Source organism: Shewanella sp. NKUCC05_KAH, from assembly GCF_019345585.1.
GTDB classification, from domain to species: domain Bacteria; phylum Pseudomonadota; class Gammaproteobacteria; order Enterobacterales; family Shewanellaceae; genus Shewanella; species Shewanella oncorhynchi.
In genome coordinates, this window is the sequence record NZ_JAHKQZ010000001.1 from 106243 (window position 1) to 127024 (window position 20782).

The following is a 20782-nucleotide window of genomic DNA, read 5'->3' on the forward strand; positions in this document are numbered from 1 at the left end:
CTTCATTCGTTTTTAGCGCTGAGCACATCGTTTACCAAACGAGCCATATGTTGATAATCCCCACCCAACCCTGCTTGAATTGACTTAAAATAAAAATCTCTATTTTGTTCCCAAATCCCATAATCAAGTGGGAGATAACCCGCCTTTACTGCCATCACATCGAGTATCAAACGTGACAAACGTCCATTTCCCTCTCTAAATGGGTGAATTAGGATAAATTCCACATGACTTTCAGCCAAGTAACTCACAACTTCGTCTCTAGAAAACGAATTTAAACCATTGAACTTGCTTAAATATTCCTTTTCAAACTGAGTGAGAGACTTAAGTATTTGAGCCGCTGCCGTAAATTCGAAACCACCTTTTCCCATATTGACTGTACGCCGCTCACCAGCCCAGTAATAAACATTACCGAGCCATTTTCGATGCCAATCAAAGAGCATACCAACCGATAGATGCTCGCTTTCAATAACACCAGATTGAAACACGTACTCATAAAGCTTTAGTAACAACTGAGTCTCTACCTCTGCCATATCCTCTTCATCGGTTATCGCGAGTTTGTTACGAAGTATATGGCCGCCAGAACCGGGTTCGAATTCATCCTCGGTAGTGCCAATATGATATTTCGACATGATAATAGACCCGCTAACTGTAATAACTAATAGAAAAGCAAATATCCGAGTCACAGACAACTTAACACAACTACTCGATGAGATTGACCACACAAGTCTTTGAAATAGGTATGTAGAAACTATGGGCTATAAATTAGCTTATTAATTTTTTTAACCAATATCTCACGATTTTTAGCCAGTTTAAAAATTGTCGGCAAATGTCGAATGACTATCGGCTCAGACTCGAATACCGCATTGCGATCTTTGGCCTGAATATAATCACGGATCTGAAGCATCATCTGTTTATTAAATGCCCAAAGTGAATGACCTTTAAACTCAAGGGAATAAAATGCGTCATTGGGCCATTCAAGTAGATGTTTCTGTTTTGCCATACACTGATAACAACAAATAAGACCAAGATCTGTACCATCTGTAAAAGCACTGTTTGCCCTATGTTCCCAAGTCGAAGTACCTTGGTATTTTTCTGGCAATTTTTCCCGCCAAGATGCATCCAATAGCGGAGGGAAAAACAGCACACCTGTCCATTTCTGAGCAAATCTTTGATTAAACTGCTTGATCTCAAACTGCCTACCCTCAAATAAATGCACATCTTTTTTCTCTAAACGAAAAACATGGGCAAAGGTAAAAGTGGCGCTGCCAGCACAATGGGGGCAAGTAACCTCGACTCCGTTTGGCAGGCTAAAAAACTCATAAAATCCTGTCATTGATACGATATTCCAAATGATTTAGAGACTAATTTGGAGCTCATCAATTTTCCAACCACCTTCATTTATCATGCTAATTCTTTGTTTTTCATTCGCCTCCGATGCATTACCACAGAGATCTTTTTGTGCATATTCAAGAACGGCCGTATCCCCTTCTATCACCTGCGACACTAAGGTGAGTGCTTTGCACTTGGCAGCCGCTTTTGAAAATGAAAGATAAGATGCGATCACTTCATCGCGGGACAGCTTCATCTGCTGCATATACTGTGGGAACTTAGACTCAACATCCGCTTGCTTACGTTGGGTATAGTAAGCCTTGTCCTCTTGATAACTCATCCCCTGCTGTACCTTAGCATTGTACTCGTCATAGACTTCGCTCGGCGATTTAGGCGTTGTACAACCTATCAGCACAAGCACAGATATGGGCAGTAAGAAAATCGATTTCATCATCGAACCTCCAAAACTAGACATGTATTATCAATAAAAGTGAAATTGAAATAATCCCTTTTAGTAACTCTGTCATACCTTTCCTTTAAAAATAGATAATTAAGATTTTTAAACTGAATCAACGCCACGTTTTCCAATCATGATCCAGTTGTTTGATACCATCAGGATAACGTGTAAATAGTTCATCGATTACTTTAGCTTGGCAGCGTTGCTCACTCAATTGCAGCAAAAGCTGCTTTAAGGTCACTCGACCTTGGCGAGTGCTAAAGAGGAAAGCCATAAAACTGTGAGCATGCTGGTATAACGCAGCTTGTTTTTGCCCCTGCCAATCATGGTCTGAAGCCGTTAATAGTTCACTCAATCCCATTGATAAAGGAATAGATTCGTCGACGACACGATATGCGCGACTTCGGCTGGTATTGTTTTGAATGATGGCATCATAGCGATTATTTGTATCAATCGTTTCTAGAAAAGCGGGCGATTCAAAATATTCCGCCATGCCTTCATTAAACCAGCGCGGAGTATGACCAAATTGACCCGCATTAATGACATGAACGCTTTCGTGAATTGCAGTACGAAACGCTTGAGCATCTTCTCTGTGCCAAACTGCGGCCAAATTATGCTGACTTGAATAGAATCCTTGGCTTGCACCTACCGTGGATGCGTACTGTCTTTTAAGTTTATTGTACGCAGTTAAACTACCTGCAAGCATCAAGTTAACCTTAATGGGCTGTAGGGGGCGCTTGGGTAGATATTGACGATAAATTTGATCAATTTGATTGATAGTGCTGGTCAGTCGGTCCCTAAAAAATGGCGGAGGAGTACTGACTAAGGAATCAATGTGCAATTTGAAATTGTATTTCGGTTCAGTATATTGAGTTAACTTACTCTCAGCTGATGCATTATTTACATCAGAAAAATGAGTTATGCCATTCTCATCAACCCAAGTATAAACACCCCCCACTTTTTGTTGTGCAATGCGTCCTTCTTGCACTGTCAACAAATCACAACCTAGGTACTGATCTTCACCATGATATTCATCTACTTGCTGATTAATATTAGGCAGATCATTAACACGAGTCATTAATGGCATAGAGCTCGCTGAACACCATTGCCAATTCTGTTTTATACAAACTTGCTGTAACGGCTGAGCTAGCTCTGCAAATACTTGGGAAAACTCAACACGAAACCAACGACCATGATAATGATCAATCAGTAGCGCTAAAATCGCCATGATGAACAACATCAAAAAACTACGCTTGAATCGGCTATCCATCGCCCGTTTTCCTCAATCTCTAAATTGCAGTATTTGACAGGTCATTGTCTAATGCATTAAAAGGCACAAAGGTCTTTTTATCGAGCCAGAGAGGCGAGCGATTTTGTCCTGCAAGCTGATAAGCCCAAGTCGTAATGGCTTCAGAGCGATCACTCTCACAGACGAAATATCGACTGAGTTCAGAGTGTAACGTTTGGCCATGCTGGATAATATTTTGCTCATACCAGTTATCTTTATGGTGCTGAACGGCAAGATGATCGCGTTTTTGATTATTACAACTGCTATGTGCGAGGACAAAATTATGGCCTAAATCATTAGGATATCGTGCCCAAGGGATAAAATGATCCACTTCGCCTGTTTCTTTTAATGATTTTTGGCAATAGAAGCATTGGCCTTTTTGGATATCAAGCAGTACAGGTCTAGCATGGGTGATCGTCTGTCTGTCGCTACCAAACAGAAACTCACTTAAATTGCCTTTACTGCCTATAATCACTTGATTTGCTGGAAACTCGGCGATTTTTTGTACCCATTGAGTACGAGCCAATGACACCACTAAATCGTGAAATCGCCTGAAGCAAAATGCGATACCCGGATTCAACTCGATGTAATTTTTCGTTTTATCATGGGGATAAAGAAAACATTCTTCATTACGTGACAAGTTTTGTAAGCGCCATAAGGGGCCATCTTTAAACGTACCGCGCGTTTTACGCAATAAAGCTGGATAACTAAGATGCGCTTTTAACTGGGATAGACTGTTAACACCTTGATGGCGTAGTTCAATCAAACTGTTGATCAAGGCTGATTGCTTTCCACTATTTTGGATCAAGACAAAATACCCATCATTGGCACCAAAAGGCAAAGAGTGTTGCCAGTAAAGTTCAATAAACTTCTCTACCAAATCATCAATACTGATGGCGGTTTTCAGCGCAGGATCGGCATTGAGTATTAATGGCCGTTCGATACAGATATCGGCGATCGCATGCAGTAAGGCAAATTTGTAAGTTGCAACGAAATCCCCTTCAACTAACAGACGTTGTAAATAGCTAATAAATTCAACTTGTCTTCTCGCATCAATCGGCATTCAGTCGCTCCTGAATAATAACGCTTGCTTCAGGTGCATTTACGTTTGGCATCAGTTTGGGTGTAAAAACTAACGTCTGCCAATGCACTTGTGAGCGACCGAGTTTATCGGTTTCATCTTGGCTCAAATCTAAAAGTCGTAGCTGACAATCTGCAGCAAGTGTGAGCAGTTCATCGGCACTGACTGGGTGCATAACGCGCGCATCGGGGCTTGGGCCATGGCGCAAACTGATGACTAAAAGTCCAGTCGAATTGAGTAAGCGTGAGAGTGTTGCTAGTGCAAGTGGGCGCTCTGAGGGAGATAAATGCATCCACACAGCGCTGAGTAAAATCAGATCAAACTGTTGCGCTAGGCCAACCACTTTTTGCAACTGAGGTAAACCATCCTCAATCCAACGCACGGGTAGATCCCGAGTTAACACCTGCCCCATTTTCGCTAAAACAACCGCAGGTTCGACTGCAATAATTTGTGTCTCTTTGCCCTCTGTTTTTCGGCTAAATAATGCACATCCCGCCCAGAACCTGCTCCCACATCCAATATCGACAATGTATTTTTGGTAAGTAGAGGCAAAAGATGATGCAACCAACTCGAATGCACTTCTTCAAAGGTTTTAGACAAATACTGTGCCGCGAGTATTTCGGCGTGGTCATTATAAAACACTGTGCTCACTGACAACGATCCTTTTGCAACAAGTGATTGTTTTTACAGACGCTAACTTATCACAGTCGTATTTGATAAAAAATATATGTCATCATTATCATGCTGTTTTGCATAAAATATTTAGCATTATGTTGTTCGCGATCACTGTGCTGATTTCGGCTATTCGACCCAAAATTCTTATCAATACCTATGCAATCTCAGCATTTCCCCGTCGTTTTTGTCGCAGTGGTTTACACTCTATGAGTTAGTGTAAAGATAAGTGCAATTGATTAAATCTGTTACATGCTTCTCCAGAGCAGTTTCCATTTCAGTGTTGGAGTGAACGGGTTTTAACGTCTTGGCGTAGCGTCTACATAGAGATTAAGACCTAGGGCTCAATTATTTAGGATATCTATTGCCTATGAGTTTTGAAGATTCGTTAGAGCAACTTAAACGACAGTTTTTACATGCACTGCCGGATAAAAAGAAACAAATCATTACCTTGTGGATTTCATTGCGTAAAAATTGGGACGCACACATGCTGTCTGCCGTGTACCGAGAGGTGCATAACTTAAAAGGGTCGAGCGAGACCTTTGGGTTATCAGATACCAAACACATAGTCGATAAACTGGAGTTGCTGCTTAAGGGGCTGCTCAATGCGCCAGCCCCCGAACTTCCTACGATCAAAGGCTTAGATACCCTCTTCCACCAGTTGTTACAAAACAATATGCGCGGCCAACCGTCGGCGCCAGTAGTAGAGGCGCAAATGCAGCAAAGCCCCTATAAACCGTCAAAGGCGCGCCATGAGCACCATATTGCCATCATAGAAGACGATGGGAATGTCGGCGCTATGATCACAAAGCAGCTGCGAGAGTTCGGTTTTAGTGTGCAGCATTTTTTGAATTTCACGAGCTTTCTGGTGGTGCAAAATAAAACGCCCTTCGATCTGATTTTATTAGATTTAATTCTACCCGATTGGACTGAAGAGGCCTTGTTCGAAGCTGCCACTGAGTTTGAGAAGAACAATACCCGAGTATTTGTTTTATCCTCGCGGGGGGATTTTGACATGCGGCTATTGGCCATTCGTGCCAACGTCAGCGAATATTTTGTTAAACCTGCGGAAACCACTTTATTGGTGCGCAAAATCCATCAATCTCTCAAGATGTCAGAGAAACAGCCGCTTAAGGTGTTACTGGTGGATGATCAACAATCTATGGTGGATTACTTTTCAAGCCTGTTACGCAGCCATGGTTTGATGGTAAAAGGGTTGTCCAGTGCCGAGCAAGTCTTGCCTGCCCTTGAGCAATTTGAGCCTGATTTGTTTATCTTCGATTTGTACATGCCCGAAGTGAACGGGCTTGAGCTGGCAAAGATGATCCGCCAATTGGATAAATACACCTCGAGCCCAATTCTCGTGTTGAGCTCAGACGATACGATGCAGAATAAGGTCAGCATCATACAAGCGGGATCAGATGACTTAATTTCAAAGCAAACCGCACCGAGTTTATTCGTCGCGCAGGTGATTTCCCGTGCGCAACGGGGTCATGATATTCGCAGTTCGGCTAGTCGCGACAGCTTAACTGGGCTGTTAAATCATACCCAAATTCTGGTGGCTGCGAGACGCTGTTTTAACGTAGCGAAACGGATTAACTCTCAAGTTTGTATCGCTATGTTCGATTTAGATCACTTCAAAAAGGTCAACGATACTTATGGTCATTCCGGTGGTGATAAGGTGTTGTTGGCATTTGCCCACCTGTTACAACAATCCTTACGTCAAACTGACTTTACCGGCCGCTACGGTGGTGAAGAATTTATGTTAGTGCTGCCAGATATGCAAAAACCACTGGCGATTGCCAAGTTGAATGCGATCCGTGAAAGCTTTAGCCATATCGTATTTGTTGAAGATGGCGTCGAATTTAAGGTGACGCTCAGCGGCGGTTTAGCCTTTTCGGATCAATGTGAGGAATTTCAAGATTGCCTGTTACTGGCAGATAAAAACCTTTACGAAGCTAAGCGTTTAGGTAGAAATCAGCTCGTGGTTTCTACGACTGACTAACCCTAAACAGAATGAGCCACTGCAGCACACAAATCAGTTCGGCGTAATGATCTTCCTGCGAGACTCACGCTCTATTCGTTACTTTTTAATCCCACTCAGCGTGGGCGGTCACAGTGAGCTTAAATGGTTAATGAGCTTGCTCGGCATCTGCGATAACTCCACCACATAATCTACTGCACGGCACTTTATTGCTTCTCGTGGCATGCCAAATACCACACAACTTTGTTCATCTTGGGCAAATGTAGTGACGCCTTTTTGGTGTAGCGCCACCATGCCTTCGGCGCCATCTTTGCCCATACCGGTTAAAATCATCGCGCTGATATTGGGCGCGGCACATTGGGCCAAGGCCGTAAACATCACATCGACCGAAGGTCTGTGGCCACTGACCTTTTCATCTTGGGTTAATTTGACTTTATAACTACCACCCACTTTGATGATCTCAAGGTGATGATCCCCAGGTGCAACATAGGCATAACTGGGTAAGAGTCGTTCCCCATGCTCGGCTTCTTTGACAGTAATCCGTGACTGTCGATTTAAACGTTCCGCAAAAGTGCGGGTAAACCCCGCTGGCATATGTTGGGTGATCACTATCGGCGGCATAGCCGCGGGTAAATGTTGTAATACATAAAGAATGGCTTCAGTACCGCCAGTAGATGCGCCTATCGCGACTAAATGCTGTGTCAGGGTTGTATTGGCCAATATTGGCCGCTTACTTGAAACAGGGCGTACTGGCTCAACAAATTTCTGCGGCTTGATGATTTTGGCTTTCGCGGCAGATTTGATCTTATCTAAAATCAAATCCTGATAATCATGGATACCTTGGGGCGAGTCTAATTTCGGTTTAGGGATAAAATCCACCGCGCCTAAGGCCAAGGCATTAAAGGTCGCATCAGCGCCCTGCTCGGTTAACGATGAAATCATCACTACCGCAGTGGGTCTGGCTTTCATCAAGCGGTCCAAAAATGTTAAACCATCTACTTTGGGCATTTCGATGTCTAAGGTAATCACATCGGGGCGAAATTGGTTCACCAGATCTTTGGCCTCGTAGGCATCGGCAGCAAGCCCAACCAGAGACAGTTCAGAGTCAGCCTCAATCATTTTACCGAGCAAGCTGCGCATTAGCGCAGAATCGTCAACAACTAACACTTTGATCGTCATAACTTAATCACCAAATAGTTCAACGTCGCCGCCCGAAGGTAAATTACGAACCCGTAAACGGTACTCACTTTCCCTGTCAAGAATTGTGCTGTTATGCATGGATTTAATTTTACGGACTTTCACTTTGCCCGAATGGGGGAAAAAATACACTTTGCGCGGATACACATCGAGTAAATCGGCAGCAACGATAGGGATATTTTCAAGATTGAGGTATTCAATCACAAACTCAGCATTACGCTCACCAATGTTGTGCACAGTAAAACTACGTAACATATTACCGCCCCCAAACACCTTAGCTTCGAGTGAATTGCGCTGTGCGCCAAGCTTGAGCAAGTCGTTGATTAACAACTCCATGGCATACACACCGTAACGGGCTGAATCGGCGAGCACCCCAGTACAATTACTATTGTCACTTGGCAATAAAAAGTGATTCATTCCGCCGATTTTGAGCTTAGGATCATACAAGCACACTGAGACGCAGGAGCCTAACACTGTCACTATCATGGTATCTTCACGGGTTGCAAAATACTCACCGGGTAATATTTTTACCGCATCGCAACCAAAATGATGATCGTGATAGCGATTCGGCTCTGCAATGGCATATTCGATATTAGGTTTTAGCACTCATGAGCCCCTTCACTGGCCGATAGGTTGTTTGACCAACGGCAGTGATGATTTGCGGGAACATATTAAAATTTTCCGAATGTCCCGCAATATAAAGCCCATCCTCGCTAAGGGAGTTCATCATGTGTTTTAATATGACTTCCTGCGTTTCTTTATCGAAATAAATCATTACATTACGGCAAAAAATCACATCGATTGGCGTTTTTAGCGGCCAAAAAGAATCGAGCAAATTGATGCGGGTAAACTTGAGCATCTGCTTTAATTCGGGCACCACGCGCACATTGCCCAACTGTGAACCCCTTCCACGGTGAAAAAACCGTTTCTTGCGAATATCGCTAACAGTATCGATCCTGTCTAAGGGATAAATACCCATTTCAGCCTTTTTAAGCACGCCGCTGTCGATATCGGAAGCAATGATCTCGATAGGCGTTTTAAAACTGTTGAAATGTTCAGCGACGACAATCGCAATCGAGTAAGGTTCTTCCCCTGTGCTACTGGCCGCACACCAGATCCTGCGAGTATCAGGGTTATCGATTAAATACTGTTTTAACACCTCAAAGTGATGCGGCTCCCGAAAAAATGCTGTTTGATTAGTGGTTAACGCATTGATAAATTCTTGGTGTTCGTTTTCATGGCTTAGCAGATACTCAAAATAAGCCGAAAAACCGGCTAATTTCAATGTTCTGATCCGCCGCACTAAACGGCTATACACCATAGCATCCTTGCTATCGGCGAGTTTGATCCCCGCTAAGCGGTACAGCGTCGTCCTCGCGGTATTAAAGTGCACCGAGGTATAGGCAAACTCTCGTTCCAATGGTTTGTTTTCACTCAATTAAAATTCTTCCCATTCATCTTGATCTTGCTTCATGGGCTTCATCGCATTGGTTTTAGGTTTCTCTGTCACCCTTGATTTTGCCATAGGTTGAAGCTGCTGTTTGATGGGTTTCATCGCCTTCGCTTTGGGCGCCGCTAATCTCGCGTTGCTGCGTCTTGGGGCTTCATCTTCGTCGTCCACGCGAAAACTGGCGACACTGTCTGAGAGTTGCTGCGCTTGGGATTGCATGCTTTCCGCTGCGGCGGCCGCTTCTTCAACCAATGCCGCATTTTGTTGCGTCATTTCATCCATTTGCACTACGGCTTTGCTGATCTCATCGATACCGATGGCCTGCTCATTAGAGGCTGAGGCAATTTCCGCCATGATGTCGTTCACCCGTTTAATGGCGATGACGATTTCCTTCATGGTATCGCCGGACTTACCGACAAGGCTGTTGCCACTCTCGATTTTAGACACAGAATCCGAGATCAGTGCCTTGATATCTTTAGCGGCATTGGCCGAACGTTGGGCTAAGCTACGCACTTCTGACGCGACCACAGCAAAGCCGCGGCCTTGTTCGCCCGCCCGCGCCGCTTCAACCGCAGCATTGAGCGCTAAGATATTGGTCTGGAAAGCAATGCCATCGATAACACCAATAATGTCGGCAATCTTACGCGCCGATTCATTAATCGATGCCATGGTCTGGACAACTTGCTGAATAAGCTCACCACCGTCCACAGCGACTTCAGCCGCTTTAGAGGCTAAGGCATTGGCTTGACTGGCATTATCCGCATTGAGTTTCACTGTACCTGTGAGTTCCTCCATGCTGGCCGAGGTTTGCTCTAGGCTCGAAGCTTGTTCTTCGGTGCGGCTGGATAAATCAGCGTTGCCTTGAGCTATTTCTGCCGAAGCGGTATTGATGGTATCCGCGGCTCGTTGAATATCTTGGATCATGAAGGATAACTTTTCAGCCGTTTGATTTGAGTAATTTTTCAAATCATCAAAGGTGCCTTCATAGTCGTTATAAATGCGAGTGGTGAGATCTCCGTCGGCCAGCGCCATCAGCACCCGCGCCACATCTTGCAATCCACGTTCCGAGGTTTCAATTAACGAATTTAAATTGTTCGCTAGCATTAAAAAGAAACCTTGCTTGCCATCTGTTTCCGCCCTTTGGGAGAAATCACCCGCAGCTGCGGCTGTGACTATGCGGGAAATTTCCTGCTCGGTTTGGACTTCAATGGTGCGGTCGAGCCACTCAACCACAGTCCCTAAGCGCTCACCTCCTTTAGACACTATGGGGCTGGCGGTTAAGCGAAAATGGCAACTCGCGACCTTGATAAGCGATTCATATTTACGGTCTAATTTATCGAGTAAACTTGCTTGGTGAGCAGGATTGCGGTGGAAGATATCCATAGAGCTGCCGAGGATTTTATCCACGGAAAAATGCGGTAAGGCTTGTCTGATCTCACTTTCAGAATGGCGCAACATAGTTTCGACCGAGCGATTCATATAAATGATCGTACGGTTAGCATCGGCTATCATAACGTTGGTACTGGTATTATTGAGCGCTTCGAGGATGCGCAGGGTTGCTCGCTCGGCTTCGATACTTTCGGTGCGGTCTATCCACTCAACACCTGTGCCTAAATGCTTATTTTCAGCCGTGATAATCGGCGTCAAAATCAACCTAAAAGTACGTTTGCCTATGGTGATTTGCGCGGTATGGGATTGGGTTAGACGCTCTAATAAATTACGCTGATGTGCAGGATTTTTATGGAAAATGTCGATATTACTGCCGATCAGTTTGGCAACCGAGAACTGAGGTAACTCTTTACGAATATCGTCCTCTGCCTCTTGTAGTAAACGGACGACGGCTTTATTCGCATAAATAATATTGCGCTGACTGTCAGCTATCATAAAGCTGTTGCCACTGTTATCAAGTAGCTGAAAATAGCGCTGACGCTCTTCATCCCTTTGCTCACGCGCCTCATCATTGCCAAAAAAATTGAAAATACTCATTATTGTTACTCCTGATCAGTCAGACTATTTGCATCAATTAGACCCAGCTCATCACTGCTGATCAGAGCCTGAATATTTACTAAAATGATCATCTTATCCTCGACTGTGGCTAAGCCTTTGAGGTAGCGGCTATCGAACGCCACCCCAAATTCTGGGGCAGGTAAGATTTCCTCCGCCGACAGCTTAATCACATCGGAGACGGCATCGACCACTATGCCGACTATACGTTCAAACACATTGAGCATAATAACGATAGTGAACTCGTTATAAGTGGCGGTTCCAACAGCAAATTTCATACGCAAATCCACGATGGGCACTATGTCACCGCGCAAATTAATCACGCCTTTTATAAAGCTAGGGGCGTTGGCGATTTTAGTGACTGACTCATAGCCGCGAATTTCTTTGACGGACATAATATCGAGGGCATAGTGCTCTTCGCCTAACATAAAGCTTAAAAACTCCACCTCATCATGGGCGTTGTATTCCACTTTGGCGGTCATAGTTGATCGACTCTCCATGGCTATTTCCTTAATTTTTAATGTGCAGAGCAAGCGATTCGACATCGAGGATCAACGCGACGCTGCCATCGCCCATGATGGTGGCGCCGGAAACTCCGGGGATCCTGCGATAATGTTTTTCAAGACTTTTAATCACCACTTGCTGCTGGCCAACTAAGGCATCAACGCACAGGCCAAAGCGCTTGTGGTTGCTTTCGAGCAATACGACTATGCCCTCTTCTGGGCAGCGGGCATTGGGCTCAATTTCCATCAGCTGATAAAGATTGAGCAGAGGTAAGTACTCTTCACGTACTTTTAAGAGTCTTTCTTTGGCGAGAAATTTAAGTTGTTCCGTTTGCGGCTGAATAGATTCTATGATGTGTACTAAGGGCAGAATGTAGATCTGATTTCCCACAGAAACCGTCATACCATCGACAATGGCGAGCGTGAGTGGCAACTGGATTTCAAAGGTTGAGCCTTGGCCCTCAGTGGACTCAATATCAATGCGTCCGCCTAAGGCTTCAATATTACGGCGCACCACATCCATACCAACACCACGGCCAGACACATCTGTGACTTCCTCCGCAGTTGAAAATCCTGCGGCAAAAATCAATTGCCAGACTTGCTTGTCGCTACTGTTATCAGCCACTTGCAAACCATTTTCCCGCGCCTTTTGAATAATGCGTTCACGATTTAAGCCTGCGCCGTTATCGTGCACAGCGATAACGATATTGCCGCCCCTTTGACTGGCTTTAAGGGATAACACACCCACTTCAGATTTACCCGCTGCGAGCCGTTTTTCAGGTTTTTCGATACCGTGATCTAAACTATTGCGCACTAAGTGGGTCAGCGGATCGACGAGCTTTTCAATCATGCCCTTGTCAATTTCTGTGTTGCCACCTTCAATCACGAGATTGACGTTTTTACCCAGTTGCTCAGAAAGGTCCCTCACTAAACGGTTGAAACGGTTAAACACAAAGGATACCGGCAGCATACGCACCGACATCACTGCCTCTTGCATCTCACGGGTATTACGTTCCAATTCATTGAGTGCGGTCTTGAGTCGCTCACCTAAATCGCCCGTCATCTCGTTACCAATGAGAGTCAACATAGACTGAGTGATCACCAGCTCGCCCGCGAGATTAACCAAAGTATCTATCTTAGAGGTTTCGACCCTTAAGGTGGCATCCTGAGCCGACGCGGCTAATTTTTTAGTCGCTGTTTTCACTTCTGCGGTATTGGGCTTTGGGACAACAGATGAGTTTGATGTTGCGTTTGAACTCAGTATTGCAGGCGAGCTTGCTTTCACAGAAGGACTCGTAGGCACGGTTGAAATGGGTGCAGTGGACTCAGCCGCTTTGGCTTTAAATAAGGTGTTTTTGGATTGGCTACTTCCAGTTTCCTTGGCTTGATGTGCTCGACTGGTCGCTGGCTTATAAACCTTCTGCACTAGCGGTTTTGAACTTAATAACTCGATTTCATTAGCGAAGGATTCTGGCGTTAATGCTTCAAAAAAACCAAAGCCTAACTCATCATCGTCAATTGTCACATCACACAGCTCAGCAGTACGCTCTTTATTATTTGCCACACTGTCAGCGCTGATGTCTTCCGCTTGATAAGGCTCATCAAAAAATCCAAAGTCTTCACCTTCGATGGCAATATCACGTGCCATTTCATCTTCAAAAAATCCAAAACCCAGATCTTCTGCCTCCACTGGTATGGTGGGTGCTGCATTTATGATGGGAGTGCTAGTAGCGGCGTCTGTACCATTACGTATCGCAACTGATGAACTAAAAGGCTCACCATTTAACGCTGCGACCAACTGACTTTTACTGTATTCGACCTCCTGCCAATCAATCTGCTCTTCTTCGCGGTACAAGCTCAAGATATGGGATAACGTGTCCACAGTACTCAGCAGTAAATCGATAATAGATGACGTTAATTGGAAGTTACCCTTACGCGTTTTATCCAGCAGGTTTTCCATCACATGGGTGACACTGGTTAATGCGGTAAAACCAAAAATACCACTGCCGCCTTTTATAGAATGTGCAGCACGGAAAATGGTGTTCAGTTCTTCAGGATCGGGAGAAGCAAGGTCCAATGCCAATAGCAATTGTTCCATATTTTCAAGATGTTCATGACTTTCTTCAAAAAAGACCTGATGGAACTCGGCCATATTGATGGACATAACGCACCCCGTTGCAGTTAACCCAGCACTTTAGCCGTAATAGCCAACAACTTTTGAGGATCAAAGGGTTTTACCATCCATCCCGTCGCACCCGCGGCTTTCCCTTGGGCTTTCATGTCATCGCCCGCTTCCGTGGTGAGCATAATGATCGGCGTACGCATAAATGCCGACATAGCACGTAAGGATTTAATTAAGGTCAGCCCATCCATTCGAGGCATGTTTTGGTCTGTCAGAATGAAGTCAAATCTCTGCCCATTACAGATATCGAGGGCTTCTCGACCATCTTTGGCCAGTACTACTTGATAATTAGCCGATTTAAGGGTCGCTTCGACCATTTGTCGAATCGCTGCGGAATCATCAACAATTAATATTCTTTTACTCATGCGCTATTCCATTATGACTTTAGTTATATTCCCTGGCGGTACTAATTCGTATGTCTTAGATAATGTTTTCACCAGCGATAGACCGCGCCCAGACAACTGAGGAATGTCCGCCATCAAATTTTCATCACCCTCAAAGCCTTTGCCACTGTCAGCCACGCTAATATGTAATTCATTCTGCGATGAACGCCAGATGATGCTTACTTTTACCCAATCATTTTCCGTGAGCCTATCTGCAAAACTGTCCCTAATACTATGGTACAGTTCGAAGCCTTCTGGATCATTTTTTAGTCGAGAATCTAATTTTAGTACACCATGATCAATAGCGTTGCTAAATAACTCTGCGACAACAGTAAAAACCCGTTGACAGAAATTAGTCGCAAATCCCAATATGCTGAGAAACTGATTCAATGAACTTAAATAATCAGCGCTGAGTAACATAGGCCCTGCAATGCTGACATCCCAGCAGAACTCACCATCCATAATGGCTTTAATACGATTGACATCACGATCTTGATGCCAAGTGTTTAATCGTTCGAAATCTAAGGTACAAATAGTGATGTCATCGGCAATATTTTCAGCAGAACAGTACTCATGCATATTGTTCTCTAAATATTTTATTAAACCACCTGAAAAATGAATAAAAAGATCTTTTAATTTATCAATGCCAAATGGATTGCCGTCATGGGTATATTGCTCTATTAAACCATCACTAAAAAGACAAGCATGCCCATGGGATGGTAAATCAACCGTAACAATATCCGCTATAAAAGTATGCGGAGGTAAAATACCAAGGGCCATATTTGTCGATTTAAATTTATCGATGGATTGATTACTGACTGAACGAGAATGGTCAGTTTCTTTAATATTGTGGTTTGTTAAACAGTCAATTCCCCCCGTTTGAATATACACGGGGGGCATACCACCATTCCAAATGTGTAATTTATTACGATTAAAATCGGCTTCTAAAATAATACAGGCAACAAATCTGTCTTCAGGGTTTTCTCGGTGGAGCTTAGCATTCAGTTCATAAATAAAAGTAACTAAAGAAAATCCCTTTGAAACCATGGCCCTAAATGTACTGGCAACACGCATGATGGGCATGGCAGCACTCAGGCCATGACCCGTTGAATCGGCGAGAATTAAGAAGAAATTGCCATTAGGCGCTATGCCATTGAGGATAATATCACCGCTAAAATTGGCACTGGCTTGGCAGTAAGTATGTACAAAATCAAAGTCAGTATTATCAATATTGACTAAGTGCTCAAATAAATGCCGGGCCATGTGTTCTTCTCGGGCCTTTTCATAAAGCATTTTTTCAAGTTCAATTCTTTGATGCTCTACTTTATGCTGAAGTTGCACCCGGGTAAGTAAACATTCAACCTTGTACCAAAATATTTCAACATTTATCGGTTTAACAACAAAATCCAAAACCCCCATTCTAAAACAGGCTAACACGGATTGATTTTCTTTTGTCTCGCTCATGACTATAACAGGTGTTTCTTTTTTATCCTTATTCAACTTATCCAGTAACGCCAGTGCGGTACCATCCTTTAACCAATAGTTAATCAGAATTAAATCAACCGTATTTTGCGTTATTTCAAATAAACCTTCTTCTAGATCACTACAAACAATAACGTTGTAACCTTTGCTATGAATAAAGTCACTGATCCTTTGACTCGCAATAGCGTCATCATCGATAACTAAAATAAAATGTTCCGGCTGAGTAAGAGATACCATAATGAGTGCTACTCTATGATGTAGATTTTCTGCATATTGGCAATACTAAGGATTTCATTCGCCTGACCATGTGCACCTTTTACAGACGTAGAAATATGTAACTCCTGCGCCTTACGATGCAGCAGTACCATCATGCCTAAAGCAGAACTATCGAGGTAAAGCACTCGACTAAAATCTAAAATAATATGGTTAACCTCTGGAAGCGTTAAAATATCTTGATAATCACTGGTGAATTTCTTGTGGTAATAAAAGTCAAAGCGCTCTGGCAATAAAATAACTTTAATATTTGACATTATGTTATCCCTAATTAAAAGAGTTCAATTTCACCACAGGTAATTTGATCCCTTGAAACGGGATTATGAGTCTCCTGACGTCGGCGACTCATTTGTATTGTGATGTCATCCCCCTTAATGCCAAACTCCTGTTGTGACATAGTGGTGACGCGATTGAGCGATTCTTTTAAATGGTTTAGGGACTGATTTGTGTAAATCAGGCTTTGGGAAGTAATATCACTGAACTGCAATCCCCGAATAGTATCCGAGATGGCTTGTTCTAGTTCATGTGCCGATGAATCGATACGTTCAATCACTTGAGAATCCTTCTCTGCTTTAACGATAATCTGCCTTAATGCAGTATCTATATCCTTTTTTGCATCAATAATATAAGTCATATCTTGAGCGGCGACTTTACTCACGTGTACCGTCAATTGTTCAATCTGAATTTGGATTGATTTAAGCTGTTTTTGTATGCTTTCACTAAAACCTGCGCTACGAGTGGATAAAGCGCGCACTTCATCTGCCACAACGGCAAAGCCTCTACCCGCATCACCCGCCCGCGCCGCTTCAATTGCCGCATTTAAAGCGAGCAAATTAGTCTGGGACGAGATTTGATCTATGTCTTGCAAGGCTTTCATCGCTTGAGGCATAGACTCGTAGATGAGATTCACTTTTTCCAACAATTCCATAGTTGATGCCGACATTTCTATGGTGGATTGAATAAAGCGCTCTAACGTCATTGAGGTATTGTTGGCAAATTGCTTCATTTGATCTGAATGGAATAACTCAGCATCATCAGTACTCTTAACGAGATCTGAAATAAATCCTGTCTGCTCCGTCATTAACCGCCCTAAACCATCGAATGACTCACCGAGCAAATTGACTGCGTCACCTTGCACCGCTAGCACACTGTCAATGTTAGCCTCGCAGCCGTTAAGCGTCGTGATTGACTCTTGATACAGATTGATATGGGCTTGCCAATCTGCGGCAAGTTGGTTGTTGAAGGACTTATCATCATGCTGTTGAACTGACTGCATTTGCTTATGCTGATAAAATTGCCACAGCAACATCATCAATACAGAAATAACCGGACCAATAGCCCACAATGTCATCAAACTCAGCGCATATCCAACGCCTGCCGCGAGCACCGCAACGACCCCATCCTTGTATGTCATATGGACTTCACAATAATTGTACAGTGATTAAAAAGTAGTTTCATATTGGGTGATTTTCAAACACGAAAGTGAAATTATTCACATTGTTACGTGTCGCAATGCGGAAAATGCAGTTATCGCGATAGAAATCCTCAGCATTGAGCATTAATTCTCAGTAAATTGGCGTAAATTCATGATTTGCTAATAAACTTGTCTTAATGGAACCTGAAACTTAACTGTGCAGTCCTCATACCCTAGGTTACACTGGAAGCGTCATGGATTGGGATGGAATCGCTTATGAGTCAACGTACATTAAACTCCTTATTTAAACCGACTTCCGTTGCCATTATCGGCGCTTCGAATACCGAAAAACGCGCGGGTAATGTGCTGATGAAAAACCTACTATCGAGTGGTTTTTCGGGACCTATCATGCCAGTCACCCCTAAGTATCGGGCAGTGATGGGCGTGCTCGCCTATCCCAATATTGAAGCCTTACCCATCAAACCCGATTTAGCAGTTATTTGTACCCGCGCTTGCCGTGTGCCCGCCATCGTTGAAACCCTTGCGCAATTTGGCTGTAAGGTGGCCATTATTATGGCAGCGGGAATGGCACAGGAATTTAACGAAGATGGAGTGAGTCTGCTCGACCTTGCCATGCAAAATGCTAAGCGTTACGGGATGCGCATTCTGGGGCCAAATAGCTTAGGAATGCTATTACCTCCATTGGGATTAAACGCCAGCTTAGCCCACGCCAGCGCACTACCGGGCAAAATAGCCTTTGTGTCTCAATCTGCCGCCATTTGTACAACGGTACTCGATTGGGCTAATAACAAAGGTATTGGCTTTTCCTCCTTTATCTCCCTCGGTGATGCCACCGACATTAACTTTGACGAACTGCTCGATTACCTTGGCCGCGATAGCCGCACCAGCGCCATCATGCTTTATATCGACTCGGTGAATGAGAAGCGCCATTTCCTCTCGGCTGCTCGAGCCGCTTCACGCAATAAACCAATTCTAGTGATTAAATCAGGCCGCAGCGCCGAAGGTGCCCGCGCCGCAAAATTGCATACGGGCGGTGTTGGCGGTAACGATGCAGTGTATGAAGCGGCGTTTCGCCGTGCAGGTATGTTGCGGGTTAACGATTTAATTGAACTGTTTGCCGCGGTTGAAAGTTTAGCGCATTCCAATCCGCTGCAAGGTGAGCGCTTAGGGATTATCAGTAACGGTGGCGGCCCCGCGGTGTTAGCTGTGGATGAACTCATTATGCGCGGCGGTAAACTGGCGGAGTTATCAGAAAACACCATAGCCAAATTAGAAGCTGTGTTACCTAATACTTGGTCAAGGCAAAATCCCATCGATATTATTGGTGATGCGAACGCGTCACGATATGCTAAAGCATTGACTATCTTGATGGATTCCAATGAACTTGACGCTATTTTGGTCTTGCACTCCCCTTCAGCACTCGGTGAAAGTGTTGAGATAGCTGATACGTTGGTGAGTGTGATCCACGCGCATCCCAAAAAGAATCGTCTCAATATTTTGACGAACTGGAGCGGTGAAGACTCGGCTTATCAGGCACGAAAACGCTTCACTAAGGGCGGTATATCTACCTACCGTACACCCGAAGGTGCTGTGGGTGCCTTTATGCACATGGTTGAATACCGTCGTAACCAAAAACTGCTGCAAGAAGTGCCGCAATCGATCCCCGATAATATTCCGACAGATAGCCTCACGGCGCGCAAATTACTGCAAGCGGCTCAAGCTAAAGGAAAGTCAGTACTGGAAACCCATGAGGCCAGCCCTATTTTGCGGGCTTATGGGCTTAACACCATAGACACTTGGTTTGTGAAAGATGCCGATGAAGCGGTGGCCATTGCGAATGAAGCGGGCTATCCCTTAGCGTTAAAAGTGCAATCCCCTAACATCTTGCATAAGTCCGATGTGCACGGAGTGATGCTCAATTTAACCTCGGCTGAAGATATCCACCACGCCGCGAATGCGATTACCCAAAGGGTGCATCAAGCCAATCCCGAAGCCATTATTGAAGGCATGATAGTGCAGAAAATGGCGTTGACCGCTGGCGCGCAGGAAATCCGCGTGGCCGTGATAAGCGATCCCGTCTTTGGTCCGGCGATTTGCCTTGGCGAAGGTGGCTCAGAATGGGACCCCACCAATGATGCTGCCGTTGCCCTGCCTCCCCTGAATATGGCACTGGCGCGTTATATGGTGATCCAAGCGTTAAAGACCCATAAGTTAAAAGACAGACATTTACCACTGGGCCTAGACATGAATGCCCTGTGCGTGATGTTAACGCAAATATCCCATATTATTATCGATTGCCCTGAAATCGCCTCGTTAGATTTAAACCCAGTACTGGCCGCGGGTGAAAACATCACTCTGCTCGATGTGAATATCCGTTTGCATGATGCCAATGCCGACAGTTCATCGCGGATGGCCATCATGCCCTATCCGAAGGAATTAGAAGAATTCGCTGAGCTTAAAAATGGCCTTAAGGTAATGCTAAGGCCGATTTTGCCCGAAGATGAGCCTAAACATTTGGCCTTCGATAATTCGTTATCCGATGAAGACAGATACAAACGTTATTTTGGGGTGCGCTCGAAAATGACCCATGAAGAAATGGCGGTATTAACTCAAATCGATTACGCCCGTGAGATGGCCTTTATCGCCACGGCTAAGGGACCCGATGGCGATGACATCACCTTAGGTGCCGTGCGTGCATCTATTGACCCTGATAATACCGAGGCCGAGTTTGCCATGGCGGTGCGTGGCGATCATCAAGGTATAGGGTTAGGCAAATTGTTACTCGAAAAATTGATCAAATATTATCAGGCCAACGACACGCCCGTGCTCACCGGCTTTACCATGTTTGAGAATCGCAATATGGCCAGTCTTGCCAAGAGTCTCGGTTTTAAAGTGACCTTCGATATGGAGGAACATTTGATCAAAATGCACATGGATTTAAAACCGCCCAGTGATCAATAGCACCTACCCAGACGAACAAAAACGCCGCAAATCATTGCGGCGTTTTGTTATCCTAAGTAAATGATTATTTGACGAAATAGCGACCGAGCTAATACTTAACG

The 20782-nt window shown here is 44.3% G+C and carries 19 protein-coding genes; 2 read left to right on the plus strand and 17 right to left on the minus strand.

The window, feature by feature from the left end:
• Positions 1 to 2: 2 nt before the first annotated feature.
• The 7 genes from KO533_RS00525 to KO533_RS22820 form a co-directional block, all read right to left on the minus strand.
• Positions 3 to 629: a Fic family protein gene (locus KO533_RS00525; protein WP_219252378.1), complete on the minus strand. Its 627-nt coding sequence runs from the start codon at positions 627 to 629 to the stop codon at positions 3 to 5.
• A 119-nt stretch (positions 630 to 748) separates the two neighbouring features.
• Positions 749 to 1333, minus strand: coding sequence for a hypothetical protein (locus tag KO533_RS00530; RefSeq protein ID WP_219252380.1), 585 nt, complete (start codon positions 1331 to 1333; stop codon positions 749 to 751).
• A 21-nt stretch (positions 1334 to 1354) separates the two neighbouring features.
• Positions 1355 to 1783: a hypothetical protein gene (locus KO533_RS00535; protein ID WP_219252384.1), complete on the minus strand. Its 429-nt coding sequence runs from the start codon at positions 1781 to 1783 to the stop codon at positions 1355 to 1357.
• Positions 1784 to 1898: 115 nt separating this feature from the next.
• Positions 1899 to 3056 carry a DUF1570 domain-containing protein gene (locus KO533_RS00540; RefSeq protein ID WP_219252385.1) on the minus strand — a complete coding sequence of 386 codons (1158 nt, stop codon included), beginning with the start codon at positions 3054 to 3056 and terminating at the stop codon, positions 1899 to 1901.
• Between the two features lie 19 nt (positions 3057 to 3075).
• Positions 3076 to 4137 carry an HNH endonuclease signature motif containing protein gene (locus tag KO533_RS00545; RefSeq protein ID WP_219252387.1) on the minus strand — a complete coding sequence of 354 codons (1062 nt, stop codon included), beginning with the start codon at positions 4135 to 4137 and terminating at the stop codon, positions 3076 to 3078.
• The gene (locus tag KO533_RS00550; RefSeq protein WP_263236197.1) at positions 4127 to 4684 is read right to left on the minus strand and encodes a class I SAM-dependent methyltransferase; all 558 of its coding nucleotides are present in this window, start codon (positions 4682 to 4684) and stop codon (positions 4127 to 4129) included. The genes KO533_RS00545 and KO533_RS00550 overlap by 11 nt, the downstream gene beginning before the upstream one ends.
• Positions 4573 to 4806: a hypothetical protein gene (locus KO533_RS22820; protein ID WP_263172147.1), complete on the minus strand. Its 234-nt coding sequence runs from the start codon at positions 4804 to 4806 to the stop codon at positions 4573 to 4575. Before KO533_RS22820 ends, KO533_RS00550 begins: the two co-directional genes overlap by 112 nt.
• 391 nt (positions 4807 to 5197) lie before the next feature.
• Here KO533_RS22820 and KO533_RS00555 point away from each other — a divergent pair, with 391 nt between their 5' ends.
• Entirely contained in the window at positions 5198 to 6832 is a 1635-nt protein-coding gene (locus KO533_RS00555) for a diguanylate cyclase (RefSeq protein WP_028759909.1), read from the plus strand.
• Between the two features lie 108 nt (positions 6833 to 6940).
• Here the strand turns inward: KO533_RS00555 and KO533_RS00560 are convergent, their stop codons facing one another.
• Genes KO533_RS00560 through KO533_RS00605 form a run of 10 tightly spaced genes read right to left on the minus strand, consistent with a single transcriptional unit; the run spans position 6941 to position 17699 of the window.
• A complete protein-coding gene (locus tag KO533_RS00560) occupies positions 6941 to 7990 on the minus strand; it encodes a chemotaxis response regulator protein-glutamate methylesterase (RefSeq protein WP_219252389.1) in 1050 nt (349 codons plus the stop codon).
• 3 nt (positions 7991 to 7993) lie between these two features.
• Positions 7994 to 8614 (minus strand): chemoreceptor glutamine deamidase CheD, encoded by a 621-nt coding sequence (cheD, locus tag KO533_RS00565; protein WP_105252529.1) that lies wholly within the window; start codon positions 8612 to 8614, stop codon positions 7994 to 7996.
• Positions 8601 to 9446, minus strand: a complete 846-nt coding sequence (locus KO533_RS00570; protein ID WP_028759906.1) for a CheR family methyltransferase — start codon at positions 9444 to 9446, stop codon at positions 8601 to 8603. The genes cheD and KO533_RS00570 overlap by 14 nt, the downstream gene beginning before the upstream one ends.
• The gene (locus KO533_RS00575) at positions 9447 to 11444 is read right to left on the minus strand and encodes a methyl-accepting chemotaxis protein (RefSeq protein WP_028759905.1); all 1998 of its coding nucleotides are present in this window, start codon (positions 11442 to 11444) and stop codon (positions 9447 to 9449) included.
• A 5-nt stretch (positions 11445 to 11449) separates the two neighbouring features.
• Entirely contained in the window at positions 11450 to 11962 is a 513-nt protein-coding gene (locus tag KO533_RS00580; RefSeq protein WP_049821692.1) for a chemotaxis protein CheW, read from the minus strand.
• A gap of 10 nt (positions 11963 to 11972) precedes the next feature.
• Positions 11973 to 14129, minus strand: a complete 2157-nt coding sequence (locus KO533_RS00585; protein WP_219252391.1) for a chemotaxis protein CheA — start codon at positions 14127 to 14129, stop codon at positions 11973 to 11975.
• 17 nt (positions 14130 to 14146) lie between these two features.
• Entirely contained in the window at positions 14147 to 14512 is a 366-nt protein-coding gene (locus KO533_RS00590; protein ID WP_028759902.1) for a response regulator, read from the minus strand.
• A gap of 3 nt (positions 14513 to 14515) precedes the next feature.
• On the minus strand, positions 14516 to 16249 hold the full coding sequence (locus KO533_RS00595; protein WP_219252393.1) for a SpoIIE family protein phosphatase: 1734 nt from the start codon (positions 16247 to 16249) through the stop codon (positions 14516 to 14518).
• A gap of 8 nt (positions 16250 to 16257) precedes the next feature.
• On the minus strand, positions 16258 to 16542 hold the full coding sequence (locus KO533_RS00600) for an STAS domain-containing protein (RefSeq protein WP_219252395.1): 285 nt from the start codon (positions 16540 to 16542) through the stop codon (positions 16258 to 16260).
• A gap of 14 nt (positions 16543 to 16556) precedes the next feature.
• Positions 16557 to 17699: a methyl-accepting chemotaxis protein gene (locus KO533_RS00605; RefSeq protein ID WP_219252397.1), complete on the minus strand. Its 1143-nt coding sequence runs from the start codon at positions 17697 to 17699 to the stop codon at positions 16557 to 16559.
• A gap of 276 nt (positions 17700 to 17975) precedes the next feature.
• On the opposite strand from KO533_RS00605, the gene KO533_RS00610 reads away from it, so the two are divergent.
• Positions 17976 to 20681: an acetate--CoA ligase family protein gene (locus KO533_RS00610; protein ID WP_219252399.1), complete on the plus strand. Its 2706-nt coding sequence runs from the start codon at positions 17976 to 17978 to the stop codon at positions 20679 to 20681.
• The last annotated feature ends 101 nt before the right edge of the window (positions 20682 to 20782 follow it).